This window comes from Acinetobacter rathckeae (genome assembly GCF_015627125.1).
GTDB classification, from domain to species: Bacteria; Pseudomonadota; Gammaproteobacteria; order Pseudomonadales; family Moraxellaceae; genus Acinetobacter; species Acinetobacter rathckeae.
Genome location: NZ_VTDO01000002.1, coordinates 355,046 through 370,249, shown reverse-complemented (window position 1 = coordinate 370,249; position 15,204 = coordinate 355,046). Strand labels below are relative to the sequence as shown.

Genomic DNA, 15,204 nt, shown 5'->3' with positions numbered 1-15,204 from the left:
ACAGTATCATCTAGTTTTTAAATTTTAACTTGTGGCTCTACTTGAGGGTTTTCAAATGCTTCGCCACCTTTAAGTTTGTTGTAACTTTGTGGGTCTGTCCATTCCACTTGTATTTGTTCTGAAAATTCAATGTCATCGAGCGTTAATACGCCCATTTGTGGGTTATTGATGTCTTCAATAAAGCTTTGTGCATATCCTGTATCAGTTTCATGCACAATCACAGAATAGACTTCGACATCACCTTCCCCGTTTTTCATATTTGTATTTGCCAACACTTGCTGAGCAAGAAAGAAAAATACTCTTGAAAACTGCTCTGCCGATGGTGAAACAGGTAAACTCACCCATCTTGCACTAAATTGTTTACACGCTTGAATGTAAGCAGGATCATCTTGGTTCCAAAAACAAATGGCATGATCAAAACTGTCAAATAAGTCTTTAATCACTCCTTTAAGCAAACCGAAGTCATATACCATTTGACCATGATCAAGTGCATTGGCTTTTAAAAATAGCTCTACTTTGTAACTATGGCCATGCAATGAACGTTTGCAACGGTCTGAACTACAGTTACGTACAATATGGGCATTTTCAAATTTAAATAACTTTCGGATTAACATAGGCACTTGTGTTTAGTTTAGGGGAGAATTTAGATTATAAATCAAATATAACATATTGCAGTATTTTTTAACCGCTCAATCGCATTGATGTTGTTTATTTATTTTTTATTTGCAATTTCAAGGGCTTGTTTAAAGTAGCTTATTTTTAATGTTTCTCTTGAGCCTAAATAGCGTTGATAAAAACTAGAGTTCAGAAGTAATGCACCACCAAAAATAAGCGACCATGTCATAGCCAAATAGTCTCTTACGCTGACTTTAGATTGTTGCTGACGTAAATAAACATCTGTTGTATAAATAATTTTTTTAAGCCTTTGCTTTCTGACTTGATAAATCTGGCGAAACAGTTGTTTGGTTTCTCCACCAACGCCAGACAACTTTTCTTCTAGGTTATGATACAAAATGGTACGTTCAGCATCATCTAAATGATAACGAATTAAGCCATTGAGCTGTGCATCAAAACGTGGGGGGCTATTTCGCATACACTCATAAAGTAAATATTCATTTCTTAAAATCAGTTGCAAAAATAATTCATCTTTACTACTAAAATGTTTATACAAAGTTCCTTTGGCGATATCTAGTTCTTGGGCAAGTCCAGCTAAAGTCATGCCAATATCGCCATATTCAATCAACAATTGTTCTGCAACTTTAAAAATTTGCTCTTCTCGCTGTTTAAATTTGCTTTGGCAATGACTTGGCATACCACACTTCCCTTAGTTATGCCGAACCTTGTAACAATTGCTCAAAGTTTCGGGTGGTAATTTCACCAATTTCTTCTGCTGTTCTGCCATAAACGGTTGCTAAAGCTTGTGCTACATGAGGCACGTATTTTGGCTCATTACTTTTGCCACGAAATGGCATAGGTGCAAGATATGGACTGTCTGTTTCTATGAGCAAGCGATCTAAAGGAACGTAAGCTGCAACATCTCTGAGCGCTTGTGCATTTTTAAATGACACAATACCCGAAAATGAAATGTAATACCCACAATCTAACACTGCTTTTGCCGTGTCTAAGTCTTCAGTAAAACAGTGTAAGATTCCGTGGTTTGAACCTTCAGCACGAATTAAATCTACTGTGTCCGCTTTGGCAGCACGAGTATGCACAACCACAGGCTTTTTAACAATTTTTGAAGCTTCAATATGGCGAGCAAAACATGCTTTTTGTTCAGCAACATATTCAGTGCTATGATAATAATCTAAGCCTGTTTCACCCAATGCCCACACTTTTTCAGCCTGTGCAAGTTGTACTAAATAGTCAACAGATGCTTTTTGCATGACTTCAGGCGACTCACAAGGGTGTACCCCCACACTATAGCCTACATCTACATGTTGCGCCGCAATCTCACCAAGTACAATATGGTCATCAATGTCGACTGAAATCGCCATAAACCGGTGTACACCGACTGCTCTCGCTTCGGCTAATGCCTGATTTAAATCACCTTCATACGGCGTCAGATCAAGTAAATTAAGATGACAATGGCTGTCTACAAACAAAATGGTTTCCTTTTAAATAGTGTAACTCGGTGCTTGGCTATATAAACGATTTCCTAACAGCTTTTCAGCTTCTTCTTGATAAAAACGTCCTTTTTCACCTGCCAGTTGAATACCAAAACCTTGTGGCTTAGTCTCTGTCGGAGCATGGTTAATCCAAATCACTTTACCTGTCAGTGGTATTTTTTGGTTCTGCCCCGGAAGTGTCGCTAAAATAAAAACATCTTCACCTAAAGAAACTGCTTGTGCAGAAGGTACAAAAAGCCCACCACCCGTCACATATGGCATATAGCTGGCTTGTAAAATATCAATATTGGTAATATTCACCTGCAATACACCGCCTCGTTGCATGGTTTGCATAGCATTTCCTTCAAGTCTTCAGGCTATAGATTCAATAACATGACAAACAGATCATCAATCATTAATTGACTTTGAATATTTTGTTGCATGTACATTTTTGCATCTTGTAGCTTGTGGGAGATATTAAATAAAGTGTTTAAATCATAATAAGACAAAATGTCAGAAAAATTAAGATCTATGTTTTTAATCTGTTGATTTAGCTTTAAGGCAATCATATCTGTAATCAAGTATTGCATCATCTGGCACAGCTCTATAAAGCTGAGTGCTTTTGCCCATTTATTGGCATAGCGAACCAAACCATTTTTATGCTTAACCAAAGACAACCAGTCATGAAGCAGTGCCTGTCGCTGCTCCAACCATGCTTGAGGGGCAAGTTCTAGTGCACGTAATGGCATATCATAAGCCAAGTTTAATAACAGTTGTATTTGGTGCTGATTAAGCTCAGGTGCATGTTGGCTCACATGCGTATATGCTTCCTCAGTCGAAAGACGATCAAGTGCGTAACGCTGTAAACGACTTCGAATGGTGGCAGGCAGTTTAAGCAAATGATCAGTCAACAAGATAATCATGGTACGCTCACCCGGCTCTTCCAACGTTTTTAACAGTGCATTGGCCGCTGCCGTATTGAGTGCTTCGGCAGGTTCAATCAGAACAACCCGCCACCCCTCAACTGTTTGTTGCACAAAAGGTTGTATTTCACGAATTTTATCAATTTTAATTTGAGCATGTACTTGCTTACTGTCATCATCTGTAGAAATATGCACATAGTTAGGGTGCGTGTTTGACTTTAGCCACTGACAACTTGCACATACACCACACGCGGCCTGTGGTTTTTTATCTAAACACAATAACCACGCTACAAAATGCAGAGCAAAATCTTTTTTACCCGCACCTTTTTTTCCATACAATAAAATACCATGCCCAATATCTGGAAAACGCAGGGTTAAACGTTGCCAAGTCTCTTGTTGCCAAGCATAGACCATGGGCTGTTTAAAAAACTGATCTGACATAGATATCAGGCCACTTATATGAAAAAGGTGTCGGGACTTAACGCATTTAGGCGATCTAAGTCTTGCTGTGTATCTACACCAGGTGGCAGACTAGCTTGAGCAATATCAATCGCAATACGGTGCCCTTGTTCTAAAACTCGCAATTGCTCCAATGACTCTAACCGCTCTAAAGGCGTTTGCTGCCATGTGGCATATTCATTTAACAGTTGTACTCGATATGCATATAAGCCTAAATGCCGAAAACTATGATCATGTAAAGCCTGCTCAGGCGATTGTGTAGCATCTCTGTGATAAGGAATGGTTGCACGACTAAAATACAAGGCTTCTTGGTGCTGTGACATCACTACTTTTACAATACTGTAACGCTTAAACTCATCTAGAGTATGAATCGGCTCACACAAGGTCGACATTGAACACTGTGACTTTTTCTCTAATAGGTCAGCCACTTGTGTCACTAAACTTGCAGGTAACAATGGTTCATCACCTTGTACATTCACCACAATATCTTGCTCATGCCAACCCTTAAGACGTGCCACTTCACTCAAACGGTCTGTACCAGATGCATGTTTTGCATCTGTAAGTACCACATCAACACCTTCTTTTTGGCATAGCTCTGCAATACGTAAATCATCTGTAGCCACACATAAATCATCAAAGCCTTGTACTTTTCTTGCTTGATCAACCACACGTAAAATCATGGCACGACCATGTATTTGTAGCAAAGGCTTACCCGGCAATCTTGAACTGGCATAGCGAGCAGGAATAACAATGTGTTTCATAATTGAAGCCTAAATAGAAATATGAACTGATGCCAGCTGATCTTTGAGTAAGCGATAACATGGCTCTGAAAGCACAGCATTGACAGGAAGCACCCAAATTGGTCGTGTAAAGATCTGATCTTTGAGTAAAGTTTTAATTTTTACCGCATCTTTTTCAGTGGTAATCACTGGGTAATCATCATTAAACTGTAAATCTTGTATAGTGTAACTATGGTGATCTACAAATGCATGCTCAATAATATCTGTGACACCAATTTCAGACAGCGACCGATAAAAACGTTGCGGATAACCAATCCCTACAACAGCATGCATACAACCACTGGCAGAAAAATTGTGGTTATTTGCTGTATTAGGGTTCAATAAATACGGCCTTCCTACCGCTAAATGCATATTTAATGCTGTTTCACAGTCATTGAAAGTACTGTGCTCAATGACCGTACTGTCATTTAACCTACTTTTAGGTTCGCGTAAAAATCCTTCAGGCAATAGTTTCTCATTACCTAAGCCACGCTTCGCATCAAGTACAATCCATTCAATTTGCCGACCCAAAGCCCAGTGCTGTAAACCATCGTCACTTAGAATGAAATCAACAGCATATTTTGACAATAACAGCTCTATATCTTGCTTTCGATTCGGCCCAACCACCATAGGTACTTGTGTTCTCGCGACAATCAAAGCAGGCTCATCGCCTACCATCTGGGCTGTACTTTCTGTAGTCACACACATCGGAAAAGGGCCTTTTCCGCCATAACCACGGCTAATGACCCCCACACGCACACCTTTTTGTTGCAAGTACTGCACCAGTTGTATCAGTAGTGGTGTTTTACCACTACCCCCAACGGTAATATTACCAATAACCATGACTGGTACAGGTGCAGTATAGGTTTCCTTCTTACCTACAAGGTATTGTTGTTTACGACGTTCAGACACATAACCATACAATGCAGACATCGGGCGTAGCAGTTTCAACCACTTAGATTGTTTGTTCCACGCCTGTTGAATAAAGTCTGCCAACGCCATTTTTATTCCTCAAAATTTCGCTGATACAGCTGGTAATATGCACCACGTTGCGCTAACAACTCATGGTGTGTACCTTGCTCTATAATTCGACCATGATCCATCACCACAATTTGGTCTGCTGTTTCAATGGTAGATAAACGATGTGCGATCACGATGGTGGTTCGCTCACGCATGGCTTCTTCAAATGCACGCTGAATAAAGTATTCCGATTCATTATCTAACGCACTGGTCGCTTCATCTAAAATTAAAATCGGCGCATCTTTTAAAATTGCTCGAGCAATGGCAATACGTTGACGTTGACCACCTGACAAGTTCAGACCTTGCGAACCTAAACGTGTGTTATAGCCTTCTGGCAAGGTCATAATAAAGTCATGAATATATGCCATTTTAGCAGCAGCGATGACTTTTTCATCATCTACATCGCCCAACTGACCATAGGCAATATTTTCTTTGATGGTACGATCAAATAAAAACACTTGCTGGTTCACAATCGCTACTTGACGACGTAGGCTATTTAATTCGATGTCTTGTATCGCATGATCATCGAAAAAGATATCGCCTTTACTTACTTCTTGAAAACGGGTGACTAAATTCACTAAAGATGATTTACCTGCCCCTGAGCGCCCAACCAAAGCTACTGTCTGACCCGCACCAATTTTCAGATTAAAGTCATGAATCGCTTGTGAGCCATCTGGATAAACCAAGTCTACATGTTTAAATTCAATATTTCCTTGCAGTTTTGGCTGTAGCGTTCCTGTATTTTTTTCTTCAGCCAAGTCAAGTATTTCAAACACTGAGTGAGCAGCCGCCAAACCACGCTGTAATTTCTCATTCACTGTGGTTAGGTTTTTAATCGGCTTACTCAACATACCTGCTGCAGTAATAAATGACACAAACTGTGCCGCTGATGTATTGCCAAGCACTTCGGGACGTAATGCTAACCACATAATAATGGCCATAGAGCATGCCATAATTAGTTGTACAACAGGAGTATTCAGCACATTCACGACAAGTAGTTTCAACCCTCGCTTCAGATTTGCCATAGAGTGTGTGTGTAGTCTTTGTTCTTCTAGCGTTTGCCCACAATATCCTTTAACGACTGACTGCCCCAAAATAGACTCTTGTACCACATGGTTTACATCTCCCATAGTGTCTTGCACTTGGGTCGATAAACGGCGCATACGCTTGGCGGCTTTACTAACACTCAAACCAATCAGCGGTGCAAAAACCAAGATCACTAAAGTTAAACGCCAGTTTTGATACAGTAAATAGCCAAGTAAGCCCAGTGTAATTAAACCCTCTTTAAATAAGGTTTGTACAGACTCAGAAGATGCAGCTGTTAACTGCTCAATATTAAATAAGACTTTTGAAGTAATATGACCGCTTGAGTTTTCTAGGTAGTAGTTTGATGGTAAACGAAGTAACTTAGAAAAGACTTCTTCTCGAATGGTAAAAATAAGATTACGAGAGATTAACGCAGAGAAATAGTCACCGAGAAATGAGCCAACACCACGCACAAATATAAGTAGAACAATTAAAAAAGGAAATAAAGAGGTTTCAGCAGTATTTTTATTTTGAATGGCATTAATAATAAATTCTAACAGCTTAGCAATAGAAACTTCGGTTGCAGCACTGAGTGTAAAGCCAATCAGCACTAAAAGTGCATATCCCCAATACGGTTTCAGATAGGCAATCAGACGAAAATAAACTTGAAAATCTTGTTTCACACATAACCTCTAAATAGGCACTTTCACCCTGTTAGATACATTCACGACAAAAGTTTTTTACCTTGCATGGCGATCTACATACTGTGCACATATTAACAGAAGTGAATACACATACGAAAATAAAACGTCTAATCTATGCCTTACAGATTATCGTTGTAGTAGGAGCAGCACTGCACGTTAATGTAAGCAAATATTCAAAATACCATCTAACTCATCTAATGAATGGTAATGAATCACTAATTTTCCTTTACCATGTTTATTATGGTCAAGTTTCACATTGGCATTAAAACGATCAGAAAGCTGTTGGGTTAACTGCTCAATGTCTGGAGATGCCTTTTTCACTGCATTATTGGGTGCAATTTTAGGTTGATTTAGCTCACGTACAAACTGTTCCGTTTGACGTACAGACAAGCTTTTTTCAACCACAATTTGGGCAACTCTTTCTTGTTCTGATGCTTTCAGAGTTAAAATAGCACGGGCATGGCCCATATCTAACACGCCTTCTTGCATCAGGTCTTTTACAGCATCTTGCAAAGTCAGTAAACGCAATAAGTTACTAATGGTGGTACGGGCTTTACCTACGGTATCTGCAATTTCTTGATGACTTAAACCAAACTCGTCGTGAAAACGCTGTAAGGCCAGTGCTTGATCAATCGGATTTAGGTCTTGGCGTTGAATGTTTTCAATCAAAGCCAATGCTATGGCAACTTGGTTATTTAAGTGACGTACAATCGCAGGAATTTCTGTCAACCCAGCCATTTTTGCAGCACGCCAACGGCGTTCACCAGCAATAATTTCGTAAGGCTGTTCTTGCCCCTCTACAGGTCGAACCACAATCGGTTGCATGACACCGTGTTTTTTAATCGATGCAGATAAGTCAACCAACTCATCTTCACGAATGGTTCGCCGTGGCTGATATGTACCACGTTGTAATAGGTTGACATCAACCAGCTTCAGTTGGCCTTGATCTTGTGATTGTGACTCAATACTCAAACGCTCTTTTTGTATTGAACCGAGCAATGCATCTAAACCACGACCTTTTGCTAAACCACGCTTACTTACCGCCATAGATTGTCCCTTTACTTTATTTTTTTAATGATCTCAGCTGCTAATTTAAGATAAGCCACCGCACCTTTTGAACTTTTTTCAAAGTAAAGCACAGGCAAGCCATGTGCAGGTGCTTCTGCTAGTCGAATATTACGAGGAATCACTGTGTCATACAACTTTGTACCAAAATATTGCTTTAATTCATCAGAAACATCTCGTGTAAGTGCACTACGTGCATCATACATGGTACGAAGAACACCAATGATCTCTAAGTTTGGATTAACCGCCTGTTGTATACGATCAATGGTTTGAGTCAAATCTGCTAAGCCTTCTAGTGCATAATACTCACATTGCATTGGAATAATCACACCATTAACGGCAGCCATGGCATTAATGGTAATTAAACTCAAACTTGGTGCACAATCAATTAAAATAATATCAAATGCTTGTTCAATATTTTTAAGTACCTTTTTTAAGATAAACTCACGTTCATCTTGCTCAGCAATCATGAGCTCAATACCAGACAACTCACGATTGGCCGCCAATACTTTATAGCCGACCTCTGAGCCCATAATGGCATTTTCAATCGGTGCTTCACCCAACAAAACATCTGTAATTGAGTAAATTAAGTCGTTTTTTTGAATACCAGAACCCATCGTGGCATTGCCCTGTGGGTCCATATCTATGAGTAAAACACGTTTTTTAAGTACAGCCAAAGATGCTGCGAGGTTTACTGCTGTGGTTGTTTTGCCGACACCGCCTTTTTGGTTTGCTATTGCAATCACCTGAGCCATACAATACAACCCTACCCTTGTTTTTGTTCTAAAATAATTAAGTGACGTTGCTCATCTAAATGAGGTACTTTCAGTGCAATGGTTTGGATCTCAAATCTAGAGGCTAACACGTCTATTTCATCGCTTGGCACGAGCCCTTTCATGGCACAAATCACACTTTGCTCATGCATATACGGCGTAGATGCCTCCACAAAGTCTGACAATGAAGCAAAAGCACGACTGGTTAATACATCAAACTTACCCAATTGGGCAATCATGTCTACATCTTCTACACGTGTTTGTACCGCAGTAACATTACTGAGTTTCATGTCTGCAATAAATTGTTTTAAAAAGCGAATCTTTTTACCATTTGAGTCAAGTAACACACACTCACGCTCAGGCTGGCACAGTGCCACCAACATGCCTGGCATACCACCACCTGTGCCAATATCTAACATTCTGCCTTGTGGCAATTGATTTAATATACTCAAACTATCAAGCAAGTGTTTAACCAACATGTCTTTTGGTTCACGTATCGCGGTTAAGTTATAGGCTTTATTCCACAGTACCAATGCATCTTGATATTTTAACAACATGTTCAACGTGTCATCGCTGAGTGTCAAGCCAAGCGCTTTTGTGCCTTGCTTGAGCGTTTGAAAAAACAGATGCATAACTGACTCTCTCATTTAATTTAGGCAAAGTATACCGATTTATCTTTTCAATCATAGCGTATGCTGGTTAGCAAATATGCAGTTATGATTGTAAACGCTGGTCTAAATCCGCCAAACGTTCTGGTGTTCCCACATCAACCCATTGACCTATAAGCTTTTCTGCACTTACTTGCTTGGTTTGCATCGCAGTTTTTAGTAAGGGGGCAAGTGGTCTTTTACCATCATCAAGCCCTGCAAATAATTGTGGTGACAATACTGCAATACCACTATAGGTAAATGTTTGAGCCGTGGCATCCTCTATTTGCTGTGCAAAACCATCACACAACATAAAGTCACCTTTTAGATGTTGCGGTGGATTATCAACCAGCATTAAATGTGCAAGTGCTGTACCAAGTTCAACATTGAGCAAATGTTTAAACTCAAAATTTGTCCAAACATCACCATTCACTAAAACAAATGCCTCTTCCCCTAAATGAGGTAAAGCACGAATAATGCCACCTGCTGTTTCTAAGCCTTCTATTTCGTCTGACCATGTGATTTGAACCCCAAAAGCACGACCGTCACCTAAGGCTTTATGCAACTCACCTGCAAGCCAAGCGGTATTAATGATAATATCTGTAATGCCTGCCCGCTTTAGATTTTCAATGTGCCAAACAATTAATGGCTTACCACCCACTCTTAATAAAGGTTTTGGAGTATGTAAAGTCAGTGGTCGCATGCGGTTGCCTAGTCCTGCCGCAAGAATCATGGCTTTCATAAGGTCACCTTTGGGCATGCACCATATTTTTGCTCAAATGCAGGGCGAATTTTTTGTTCGAGCAACTGATAAAATGCATTTAGCTCTGGGTAACGCTGACTTTGCTCCAATACATACCACATCACCAAAGGTAGGTCTTTTAAATAATTTTGTTTGCCATCACGCTCGAACAATCGCACAAAAATGCCTAAAATTTTAATATGACGCTGTAAGGCCATAAAATCTGCATCTTTTTTAAATTGTGCCATATCACGCTGTTGCTTATGTGAGCTTGGCAATTGCACATAGAATTGCTCAATCCACGCATTGACTTGTGCAACTGGCCACCGCACATACGCATCTCTAACCAGTGAAATGAGATCGTAGGTATCTGCCCCAATGACCGCATCTTGAAAATCAATCACACCTAAGGTGCTTTGATTCTCTAATACCATTAAATTACGACTATGAAAGTCACGGTGAACGATCACTTGTGGCTGTGCTAATGCATTGTCTAGTAAAAGATTAAAGGTTTCCTCAATGGTATTGGTTTCTGACTTACTCAATTGCAGTCCAATTGATGGTATAAACCACGTGGTCAACAGTTGCATTTCTATGAGGAGTTTTTCACGGCTATAATGTGGCAATTGTGCTGTGGCATCTATGGCTTGCAATGCACTGAGCTGTGTGAAGCATTGCGTGTAATACTCTTGTACAGTGTCTTGATTTAACTTTTGTGCCAATACCACATCACCAAAGTCTTCTAGAAGTAATAAACCGTGCTCAAGTGATTTGGCTTGAATCTGTGGTACACGCACGCCGTGATGTGCTAAAAACTCATCAATACGCACAAATGGTTCGCAATCTTCTTTTTCTGGCGGTGCATCCATTAACATAAATGTTTTATTATTTTGTTTGATACGTGCATAGCGACGAAAACTTGCATCACCTGCTAAATAATTGATTTCAAATTGTTCTGAGCCTAGAACTTCAGTCAGCCATACTTTTATCTGTTGTTCACGTTGTATATTCATTTGTAAAATAATCGACCACAGTCAAACTTTTTGGAGTCATAAGTGTAGCTACTTATGTACTTTTTCTCTATGATGCATTAATAATTAATTGCAAAAAAGCATACTTGGTTAATGAAGCAAATGAAGCAACAGTTCAAATTTAATCCTTTAGCAACTGCGATCTTAGCACTTTTGTGTAGTGGGTCTATACAATCAAGCTATGCCGATTCAAATGACAGTCCCTCTACGCTAAATAATCAACAGCTTAAACAGCAGTTAGCACAGGCCAATGCAGGGCAAGCTTTTTTCGATCAATACTATATTAATAAAAATGATGTCAGTGTCGAAAAACGCCCAACCAATCCGCAATACAGTAACTACTGTCAGGGTATTTGGATTACACCGATTGCAACAAATACGACAGCAAAAGCTGTACAAGACAGTGAAACGCATGTTAGTGCAGATTACGCACACTACAACCCCAATGGGGACTCTGTTCTTGAAGGCAATGTGATTGTTGACCAAGAAGGTCGCCAAGTTAAAGCACAGAAACTCACACTTGATAAAACACAGACCCTTGCTTCTGCACAAGGCAATGTACAAATGGCACAAAATGGCCTCGTGTCACAAAGTGATAGCATTGACTACAACCTACGTAAACAGACCGGTGAATTAAACAATAGCTACTATATTTCTGAGCTCAACCATGCACATGGCTATGCACAGCAGATTGCACGCAGCTCGCCTACTCAAATTGTTTTAGAAAATGCCACCTACACCACGTGTGCCCCAACGAATAATCCTGATTGGCATATTAAAGCCAAAAGAATTGAGCTCAACCAAGATACAGGACGAGGCACAACCAAAGATACTCGACTCTATGTAAAAAATGTACCCGTGATGGTACTGCCATACTACAACTTTCCAATAGATGACCGCAGAACTACAGGCTTACTTACACCAAGCTTTGGTTGGTCAAGTAGCTCTGGGGTACAGCTCGGCCTGCCTGTGTATTTAAACCTTGCACCAAACTATGATGCGACCATCACACCACGCTATTTAGAAGAACATGGTGGCATGCTTGAAGGCAAGTTTAACTTTAAAACACAGTATTATGGTCAAGGTAGTATTAATGCAGGATACTTACCAAATGACAAATCGTATTCAGATAAAGACCGTGACTCTTTAGCGATTAAACATTATTGGGATATCAACCCATATTTCTCTACATATTTTGAATACAACTATTTATCAGATATAGACTACCTCTATGATTTAGAAAATGATCCAAATGTGACGACGGACTTAAACCAAAAACGACTCTTTCAAGTCAATTTTGCACGTGCCATTGAGGGCTTAGATGCAAGCTTAAAAATAGAAAGCTATCAAACACTCGATAAAACCATTAAAGATAAAGACAAGCCTTATGCTCGCTTACCACAGTTTTTACTCAACTACAAAACCGTAAACCCACAAGGTTGGCAGTTTGAAGCACATAACGACACCGCATACTTCAAAAAAACCATTAATGATGGCAGTGCTTTAGAGGACAGTGGCACACGTATTTATAACTCTGTTGCTACACGTTATAACTACCGAACGCCGTGGAGCTTTTTTATTCCTGAAGCATCTGTACGTTCACTTAACTACTTTTATGACCAAGATGCTCAAGACAACAACCCTGGTGGTAGCAAGAATAAAAATATTATTGTGCCTCAATTTACCCTAGATACCGGCCTAAATTTTGAAAAACAAGGTAAATACTTACAGACCATTACCCCACGTTTGTTTTATGCCTATGCGCCATACAAAGACCAAACAGACTATCCTAATTTTGATACCACAACGCCGTCACTCAGTTATGACCAGCTGTTTAACCCTTACCGCTTTTATGGCCATGACCGTTTAGATGACAATAACTTTATGTCTTTAGGCATAAGCTATAGCTTATTTGACCAACAAGGTTTAGAGCGCCTCAAAGCTGCTGTTGGACAAAGTTTTTATTTTTCTGACCGAAAAGTCTTGTTAAGTTCAAGTGACAGCGTACAAACAGAAAAAACTTCTGATCCTGTATTTGCACTGTCTAGTCAGTTATCTAATAGCTTCACTATTAGCTCTAATATTGCCTTTAATGGTAAAAATGTTTCTCAAGCCAATTTTCAAGCCTACTATTTAGCCAATACTGGACAAATTTATAACTTAGGCTATTACAAACGTAAAAATACCAACAACACCCAACAAACATATGATCAAGTGGTTGCATCTTTAATACAACCTGTAAAAAATGATTGGCGTATTATTGGACACGTACAGTACGATATTAACAATCATATTGCTCGTGAATATTTACTTGGTGTAAATTATGATTCATGCTGTTGGGCAGTTTCAGTTTACGGTCGTTCATACTTTAATGACCTAGATGACATCAAAAGTGCATCTACCAAAAGAACAAATGCTGTGATGGCTGAATTTACTCTAAAAGGTTTAGGTGCATTAAATAATCGCCTTGCCTCTTTATTAGAGCAGCGAATCACTGGTTTTAACAAATCTAACCAAACTTGGATACAACCTTAATGATGAACCAACAACTTAAACGATTTTTTAAAGCAACAACACTTGCACTTTTTATTTCTAGTTCAGTGCCTGTTTTTGCGGCAACAAGCGATGAAGTTGTTGCTGTTGTAGGCGATAGTGCGATTTTAAAAAGTGACTTAGATCAAATCACCAATGATTTAAAACAACAGTTACAAGCAAAAAATCAACCGATTCCAGATGAAAAAACGCTACAACAACAAGCATTAAGTAATATTATTGTGCACCAAGCACAGCTTGAATTGGTTAAAAAGTATAACATCCAGCCCACTGATACTGAGTTAAATGCTGCCGTTTTACAATATGCCAACCAACAAGGTGTAACAACTCTAGATGCATTCAAACAGCGTCTAGATGCACAGTACCCAGGTGCATATCAAATTGTACAAAAGCGTATTGCCCAAGAGCTTGCGATTAACACCTTACGTCAGCAACAGGTCATGTCACGTATTCGCATCAGTGACCAAGATATTGATAACTTCTTAAATACCCCTCAAGGCCAAGCAGCTATTGGTAGCCAAGCACACCTTATACACCTACGTGTTGCATCAACTGATGGTAATACTGAGCTGTTAAATAAAACTGCTGATGAAGTCAAAGCCGCTTTAGCACAATCAAATGATGTTGCAGCCATTAGCAAACGCTTCTCTAACAGTAGTATTAAAGTTGATGGCGCAGATATGGGTTACCGCAATCTCGCAGACATTCCTGCAGAGCTTGCGGCTCGTGCAGCAGTAATTCAACCGGGTCAAACAACCGAGATTATTCCTGCGGCAGATGGCTTACATATTTTGAAATTACTTGACCGTAAAGCAAGTGACCAAAAAGTGATTGTTGAACAATATCATGTTCGCCATATTTTAATTCAACCCTCTGAAGTACTCAGTGCAGATCAAACAAAACAAAAGATCGATAGCATTTACAAGCGTCTACAAGCAGGTGAAAACTTTGCCGTATTGGCTTCTGTGTTTTCAAATGATCCGGGATCAGCAGCAGATGGTGGTGACTTAGGTTGGGTTAACCTAGGGACCATGGTGCCACAATTTGAAGAGCAAATGAAAGTAACGCCTGTTGGTCAAATCAGTAAACCATTCCAAAGCCCATTTGGCTGGCATATCTTGCAAGTACTAGATACACGTAAACAAGACATGACCAAAGACTATCAACGTCGCCTTGCTCGCCAATATTTAGGCGAACAGCAGTTTGATACCGAACTTGATGGTTGGTTACGTGAATTACGTGCCAATACTTATGTTCAAATTAAAGACCCAAGCTTAGACCGTAAAGCAGATATTACAAACCCAACTGCTCAATAATAGCCACCTAAAAAGTCGCCCTTATTAGGGCGATTTTTTCATTTATAATAGATAAAAC

At 39.6% G+C, this 15,204-nt stretch carries 15 protein-coding genes; 2 read left to right on the top strand and 13 right to left on the bottom strand.

Annotated elements, in window-relative coordinates; genetic code table 11:
* Window positions 1-17: 17 nt before the first annotated feature.
* The 13 genes from I2F31_RS05270 to I2F31_RS05210 form a co-directional block, all read right to left on the bottom strand.
* Window positions 18-614, bottom strand: a complete 597-nt coding sequence (locus I2F31_RS05270; RefSeq protein WP_195768476.1) for a 6-pyruvoyl trahydropterin synthase family protein — start codon at window positions 612-614, stop codon at window positions 18-20.
* Between the two features lie 98 nt (window positions 615-712).
* Window positions 713-1,312 carry a TetR/AcrR family transcriptional regulator gene (locus I2F31_RS05265; protein ID WP_195773543.1) on the bottom strand — a complete coding sequence of 200 codons (600 nt, stop codon included), beginning with the start codon at window positions 1,310-1,312 and terminating at the stop codon, window positions 713-715.
* 16 nt (window positions 1,313-1,328) lie between these two features.
* A complete protein-coding gene (locus I2F31_RS05260; RefSeq protein ID WP_195768474.1) occupies window positions 1,329-2,105 on the bottom strand; it encodes a TatD family hydrolase in 777 nt (258 codons plus the stop codon).
* Window positions 2,106-2,117: 12 nt separating this feature from the next.
* On the bottom strand, window positions 2,118-2,462 hold the full coding sequence (locus I2F31_RS05255; protein WP_195768473.1) for a PilZ domain-containing protein: 345 nt from the start codon (window positions 2,460-2,462) through the stop codon (window positions 2,118-2,120).
* Window positions 2,463-2,485: 23 nt separating this feature from the next.
* Window positions 2,486-3,472: a DNA polymerase III subunit delta' gene (locus I2F31_RS05250; RefSeq protein ID WP_195768472.1), complete on the bottom strand. Its 987-nt coding sequence runs from the start codon at window positions 3,470-3,472 to the stop codon at window positions 2,486-2,488.
* Between the two features lie 14 nt (window positions 3,473-3,486).
* Window positions 3,487-4,251 (bottom strand): 3-deoxy-manno-octulosonate cytidylyltransferase, encoded by a 765-nt coding sequence (gene kdsB / locus I2F31_RS05245; RefSeq protein WP_195773542.1) that lies wholly within the window; start codon window positions 4,249-4,251, stop codon window positions 3,487-3,489.
* A gap of 9 nt (window positions 4,252-4,260) precedes the next feature.
* Entirely contained in the window at window positions 4,261-5,271 is a 1,011-nt protein-coding gene (lpxK, locus tag I2F31_RS05240; protein ID WP_195768470.1) for a tetraacyldisaccharide 4'-kinase, read from the bottom strand.
* A gap of 2 nt (window positions 5,272-5,273) precedes the next feature.
* Window positions 5,274-6,998, bottom strand: coding sequence for a lipid A export permease/ATP-binding protein MsbA (msbA, locus tag I2F31_RS05235; RefSeq protein WP_195768469.1), 1,725 nt, complete (start codon window positions 6,996-6,998; stop codon window positions 5,274-5,276).
* A 177-nt stretch (window positions 6,999-7,175) separates the two neighbouring features.
* A complete protein-coding gene (locus I2F31_RS05230) occupies window positions 7,176-8,066 on the bottom strand; it encodes a ParB/RepB/Spo0J family partition protein (RefSeq protein ID WP_195768468.1) in 891 nt (296 codons plus the stop codon).
* Between the two features lie 11 nt (window positions 8,067-8,077).
* A complete protein-coding gene (locus tag I2F31_RS05225; RefSeq protein WP_195768467.1) occupies window positions 8,078-8,839 on the bottom strand; it encodes a ParA family protein in 762 nt (253 codons plus the stop codon).
* A gap of 11 nt (window positions 8,840-8,850) precedes the next feature.
* Window positions 8,851-9,489 carry a 16S rRNA (guanine(527)-N(7))-methyltransferase RsmG gene (rsmG, locus tag I2F31_RS05220; RefSeq protein ID WP_195768466.1) on the bottom strand — a complete coding sequence of 213 codons (639 nt, stop codon included), beginning with the start codon at window positions 9,487-9,489 and terminating at the stop codon, window positions 8,851-8,853.
* Window positions 9,490-9,571: 82 nt separating this feature from the next.
* Window positions 9,572-10,246: an N-acetylmuramate alpha-1-phosphate uridylyltransferase MurU gene (gene murU / locus I2F31_RS05215; protein ID WP_195768465.1), complete on the bottom strand. Its 675-nt coding sequence runs from the start codon at window positions 10,244-10,246 to the stop codon at window positions 9,572-9,574.
* On the bottom strand, window positions 10,243-11,259 hold the full coding sequence (locus I2F31_RS05210) for an aminoglycoside phosphotransferase family protein (RefSeq protein WP_195768464.1): 1,017 nt from the start codon (window positions 11,257-11,259) through the stop codon (window positions 10,243-10,245). Before I2F31_RS05210 ends, murU begins: the two co-directional genes overlap by 4 nt.
* A 120-nt stretch (window positions 11,260-11,379) precedes the next feature.
* Between I2F31_RS05210 and I2F31_RS05205 the strand changes: the two genes are divergently transcribed.
* Together I2F31_RS05205 and I2F31_RS05200 are read left to right on the top strand one after the other, a co-directional pair.
* Complete coding sequence (locus I2F31_RS05205) at window positions 11,380-13,812, top strand: LPS-assembly protein LptD (protein ID WP_195768463.1); 2,433 nt, start codon at window positions 11,380-11,382, stop codon at window positions 13,810-13,812.
* Entirely contained in the window at window positions 13,812-15,146 is a 1,335-nt protein-coding gene (locus I2F31_RS05200; RefSeq protein WP_195768462.1) for a peptidylprolyl isomerase, read from the top strand. The genes I2F31_RS05205 and I2F31_RS05200 overlap by 1 nt, the downstream gene beginning before the upstream one ends.
* The last annotated feature ends 58 nt before the right edge of the window (window positions 15,147-15,204 follow it).

Excerpts from the sequence above, each read along its gene's own strand:
- I2F31_RS05200 (WP_195768462.1), top strand. The coding sequence starts at position 13,812 with ATGATGAACCAACAACTTAAACGATTTTTTAAAGCAACAACACTTGCA.
- murU (WP_195768465.1), bottom strand. The coding sequence starts at position 10,246 with ATGAAAGCCATGATTCTTGCGGCAGGACTAGGCAACCGCATGCGACCA.
- I2F31_RS05265 (WP_195773543.1), bottom strand. The coding sequence starts at position 1,312 with ATGCCAAGTCATTGCCAAAGCAAATTTAAACAGCGAGAAGAGCAAATT.
- I2F31_RS05255 (WP_195768473.1), bottom strand. The coding sequence starts at position 2,462 with ATGCAAACCATGCAACGAGGCGGTGTATTGCAGGTGAATATTACCAAT.
- rsmG (WP_195768466.1), bottom strand. The coding sequence starts at position 9,489 with ATGCATCTGTTTTTTCAAACGCTCAAGCAAGGCACAAAAGCGCTTGGC.
- I2F31_RS05250 (WP_195768472.1), bottom strand. The coding sequence starts at position 3,472 with ATGTCAGATCAGTTTTTTAAACAGCCCATGGTCTATGCTTGGCAACAA.
- I2F31_RS05205 (WP_195768463.1), top strand. The coding sequence starts at position 11,380 with ATGAAGCAACAGTTCAAATTTAATCCTTTAGCAACTGCGATCTTAGCA.
- I2F31_RS05230 (WP_195768468.1), bottom strand. The coding sequence starts at position 8,066 with ATGGCGGTAAGTAAGCGTGGTTTAGCAAAAGGTCGTGGTTTAGATGCA.
- lpxK (WP_195768470.1), bottom strand. The coding sequence starts at position 5,271 with ATGGCGTTGGCAGACTTTATTCAACAGGCGTGGAACAAACAATCTAAG.
- I2F31_RS05210 (WP_195768464.1), bottom strand. The coding sequence starts at position 11,259 with ATGAATATACAACGTGAACAACAGATAAAAGTATGGCTGACTGAAGTT.
- I2F31_RS05225 (WP_195768467.1), bottom strand. The coding sequence starts at position 8,839 with ATGGCTCAGGTGATTGCAATAGCAAACCAAAAAGGCGGTGTCGGCAAA.
- I2F31_RS05270 (WP_195768476.1), bottom strand. The coding sequence starts at position 614 with ATGTTAATCCGAAAGTTATTTAAATTTGAAAATGCCCATATTGTACGT.
- kdsB (WP_195773542.1), bottom strand. The coding sequence starts at position 4,251 with ATGAAACACATTGTTATTCCTGCTCGCTATGCCAGTTCAAGATTGCCG.